The sequence below is a fragment of the Actinoplanes sp. ATCC 53533 genome (genome assembly GCF_003947245.1).
The window spans coordinates 1-4,435 of record NZ_QHHV01000394.1; the positions used below are offsets into that span (position 1 = coordinate 1).

The 4,435-nt window shown below is 65.6% G+C and carries 2 protein-coding genes; both read left to right on the forward strand.

Features of this window, described 5'->3' with window-relative positions; translation table 11 throughout:
• Positions 1–16: 16 nt before the first annotated feature.
• Positions 17–3,118 carry a helicase-related protein gene (locus DMB66_RS58055; protein WP_125812498.1) on the forward strand — a complete coding sequence of 1,034 codons (3,102 nt, stop codon included), beginning with the start codon at positions 17–19 and terminating at the stop codon, positions 3,116–3,118.
• Positions 3,115–4,435, forward strand: a 1,321-nt coding sequence (locus DMB66_RS58060) for a hypothetical protein (protein WP_199753270.1), incomplete at its 3' end; no start/stop codon positions are given. The genes DMB66_RS58055 and DMB66_RS58060, both read left to right, overlap by 4 nt.

Genomic DNA, 4,435 nt, shown 5'->3' on the forward strand with positions numbered 1-4,435 from the left:
GTCCCCCACTCGCGGGTTGTTCGAGGTCTTCATCCGTGCCAATGACGTCGACAGCTGTAAGGTGCCGACGTCCGACGGCAGCGGCGACAGCGGTCGGGCCATTGCCGCCGTGTGGACGGAGTGGATGCGCTGGGCGATCCCGCGAATCCGGTCCGCGGTGCTGGCGACCCGACCGCTTCGCCCCTTCGCCCACCAGGACGACGCGGTATTCGGGGCGATGCTGTCCCAGCCACGGCTGCGGTTCCTGCTGGCCGACGAGCCGGGTACCGGCAAGACGCTGATGACCGGCATGTACCTCGCCGAAGGGCGCCGCCGAGGGCTGGTCCCCGGCAAGACGGTCATCGTCGTTCCCGCTCACCTGGTAGAAAAGTGGATCCGAGAGCTGAAACGGTTCTTCGGCATCGACGCGCACCGCATCACTGCCGAGATTGGCCGAGATCCCCTCGACCTACGCGACGACGTGGACGTGTGGGTCGTCTCACTGGACCTGTACACCTACAACAGCGACGTCCGACGCAAAATCGTCGGTAGTAGGGCGTCGTGGTCGCTCGCCGTCTTCGACGAGGCGCACCGGCTCACACCCACCTCGCAATACCTTGGCGCGGCCCGACTGCTGGCTGACACCGCGCACCACCTCTTGCTGCTGACCGCCACACCGCACAGAGGAAAGGAACACTTCTTCCGAGCACTGTTACACCTGCTTGACCCAGCCATCTACCCATGGGACGAATCGGCGAAGGACTACGGCGGTACCGTGCTGCGACCCGGCCGAGACAACTTCTTGCGTCGAATGAAAGAGGACCTGCGTAACCTCGACGGCAGCCTGCTGTTTCGTCCCCGCTTCGCCGAGACCCGCGAGGTGCATCTCACTCCTGCTGAGGCCGACGCCTACCAGGCGGTCATGGGCTACGTCGACACCTGGTATGCCTCCGACTCGGTCCTCGCCCACTCCATCTACGGCAAGCGGGCGGCATCGTCGATCACCGCTGCAGTCGAAACGCTGCGCCGCCGCGCCGCCGCACTTGCCGGCAGTCAGGCCGGGCGCACCGACCCGGTCGCCCCACACGGGTTCGACCAGGGCGATCTGGGCGGCGCCGACCTCGACTCGGACGAGGCGTGGCAGGAAGCCGAGCATGCGGTCCTCCAGACCAGAAGCCGGGACCGCCGAGCCGAACTTGAGGCAGTCAAAGCTGTCATCGGCCTACTCGAACATGCCCTCACATCGAAGGACGAGCCGGCCAAATGGCAGGCCACGGTCAACATCATGGCGGGACACAACATCGCCGCCGGAAGCGGCCAACTGCTCATCTTCACCGAGTTCACCGACACCGCTCGCTGGCTGGCCGGCCTGTTCCGCGGCGCCGGGTTCAGCACCGAGGTGCTCGACGGCAGCGTGGACCAGCACGTCCGGGAAGACATGCAGATGCGGTTTCTTGCCAACCGGTTCCAGGTGCTGGTGTCCACCGACGCGGGCGGCGAGGGGATCGATCTCCAATCCGCACATGTCATGATCGACTGGGATATCCCCTGGAGCCTCGTCCGGCTGGAGCAGCGGGCCGGACGCCTGCACCGCATTGGCCAGACTGACGACGTGCACATCTATCACCTCGTCGCCCCCGAGACTCGTGAAGGCCGGGTTCAGCAGGTCATGCTCGACAACCTCACCGCGGCCTCGCTCGCGCTTAACGGCCGTATCTATGACCTGCTTGACGCGACCGTTGACCGCGCCGGGTTCAGCTTCGGTGCCGCGATGGCCGCCGCCCATCGCGATCCCGACGCTGTCGCGCACGTTCTCGCCGCGGTTCCAGACACTGAAACGCTCGTGGCGCGGGCGAAGGAGATCGTCGCCGACGAGGACCAGCTCAGGACGCCCGTCAACCCGAGCGAGGCTATGCAGCGGCTTGCCGCAGATCGTCTCCAGGCCATCAACCCGGTAATCGTCTCCGCCTTCGTCGACCAGGTTGCACAAGTCGAGGGCTGGACGGCAACCACCGGGCCAACGCCCGGGATTCGCATCCTTCGCTCCAGCCACACTGCCCTCCCCGACGTGTTCGGTGGAGGCAGCGAATGCTTGATCGCCGCCGACGCCGCCGCGGTCATCAAGGCCCGCGAGGAGCAGTTCCGCCGAGCGGGGGACGTCGTCGTCCTCGGCCCCACCGAGGAGGCGTTCCAAGAACTGGTCAACCGCGCCGGTCGCAGCTGCGAAGGCGACCTATTGGCCGGCGCCGCCGCTGTCGACCTCGCCTCGCTTACCGGCTACGCATTGTTCCTCTACGCCGCCGACTTCGAGCACCACGACGGCTTTCGCCGCAGTCGACGCACCGTGCCGTTCCTTGTCCGCTACTCCGGTGCCGGCGCGTTCACCGTCGCGTGGGAGTCGGTCATGAACCTCACGACCACAACAGCTGCCCCGACCGCGCCCGCACCAGCCGCCCGGTTCGAAGCCGATACCGCCGCGCGGGCTGCAGTCGACAGCGAAACAGCACGGCTTGAACGCGAGCAGCAGGCCATCACCGCGAAGACCCGTGCCGACGTCGACGACATCGAGCGCCGCTACAAACGTCAGGTGCGCAACCTCGCCTCGGACGCCAAACGGGAAGCTCTCGATCGGTTCGCCGCCATCAAGGCCCAACGTCTGGGCCAACTCGACCTCATCGACGACGTCAGCCACACCGCCCCCCGCCGTCTCGGCTGGATCCACGTCGCAGGCGGAGCCAGGGCCGAAGATCTCGGCCGCGATCCCGACTCCGAAAAGGTTGCCATCGCCAAGGTTGTCGCCGAACTTGAAGGGCTCGGCTGGGTGGTTGACGACCGTCAAACAGCCGGACTTGGATACGACCTGTTCGCTCGCAGGCCCGGCACCACAGACCAACGACTCATCGAGGTCAAGGGCTTCATTGGCGACCTACGACCAGTCATCCTCGAACAACACGAATGGGCGCAGGCCCAACAGCGGGGCCGCGACTACTGGCTCTACGTTGTCCTCGACTGCGCGAGCCAGTCACGTGTCGCCATTCGTTGCCAGGACCCAGCGGGGACCCTCGCCGGTGGACCCAAACTGATCAAACGCTTCAAGATCCCAGTCTCCCAGCTCCGCCGTTTGATGGAGGGCATGTGACCAGCGAGAGCCGAAAGATCATAGACGCCTGGTTCCCATGCGGGGCAGTCGATGAGGCTTGCGGCAACAGCTCAGGTTCGGGCCAGAACGAAAAAGCAATATTCACCTGGTTCGCGTCCCGGCCCATCGCTCAAGCCCGCGCCGCCGTCGCCACCGCATTGCTTCCGGATCGGCCCGACACCCGCAACCTGATCGACGCCGCGATCCGCGGCGACGGCGGCGCGATCGAAAAACTGGCCGACGTGGTCAGCACCCACTATCCGGACGGTCGGCCGGTAGTCCTAGACGTATTCTCCGGACGCGGCATCATCGCTCTTGAGGCGGCCCGTCTCGGCGCGACCGCGGTGGGCCTCGATCTTAGCCCCGTTGCGACCCTCGCAGGCCGGATCCTCGCCGACTACCCAGTCCGCGACTGGTCCTTGGAACCGCCGTTGCCATGGATCTCCGAGACCGCCCCAGAAGCCGGGCTGTTCGATGCCGACAGCAGGCCACGGTTGATCGCAGATCTCGACGTGTTCCTCGCTGAGGTGGGGCGTCGCACGGAGGTCGCGGTTGCGCCTTTCTACCCGAAGAATCCAGATGGCTCGTACCCGTGGGGCTACCTCTGGGCAATCAGCATTCCCTGCGATGGATGCGGACGTCGGTTTCCACTGGTCGGTAGTCTGGTTCTGCGCCATCCATACACCAGGACAGCAGACGCAGGTCAGGCACTGCGGCTCGCCGTTGACGGCGACGGGTGGCGGGCCGAGGTCACCGCGGGCCGGCCTCAACAGGCCCCGACCTACTCATCGACGGAACTGGGAGACGGGCGGAAACGCAAAGGGAAGAGTGCTCGCTGCCTATTTTGCCAGCACCCTCACAGTCTTGAAACGGTCAAGGCAAAGGGCTTCGCCGGCGAATATCGCGACGAAGTTCTGGTTGCTGCTGACACATTAGGCGATACGAAGAAGGTGTTCCGCGACCTGCGTGCCGAAGAGCGAGCAGCCGCTCAGTCCGTCGACCTTTCTAAGCTAGAGCCCTTCGGCTCACTCAACGCGGTGCCAAACGAATCCATCCCGGCCGGCAACGTCCACACCGTGATGGCCAGCGGATACGGTTACCGGACGTTTGGCGATCTCATGTGCAACAGGCAGGCGCTGCAATTTGCCGAGACCGCCCGAGCCATCCGCGCTTGCCACGCTGACACTCTGGCCGCCGGCATTTCGCCAGAATACGCCCGTGCTCTCGCCACCTTCGCCGCAGCAACGCTTGCCCGCCGCCTCCGCGTCGCCACCCGAGGGTGCGGTGTCCAGGCCATGGGCAAGGAAGACGGTTCGG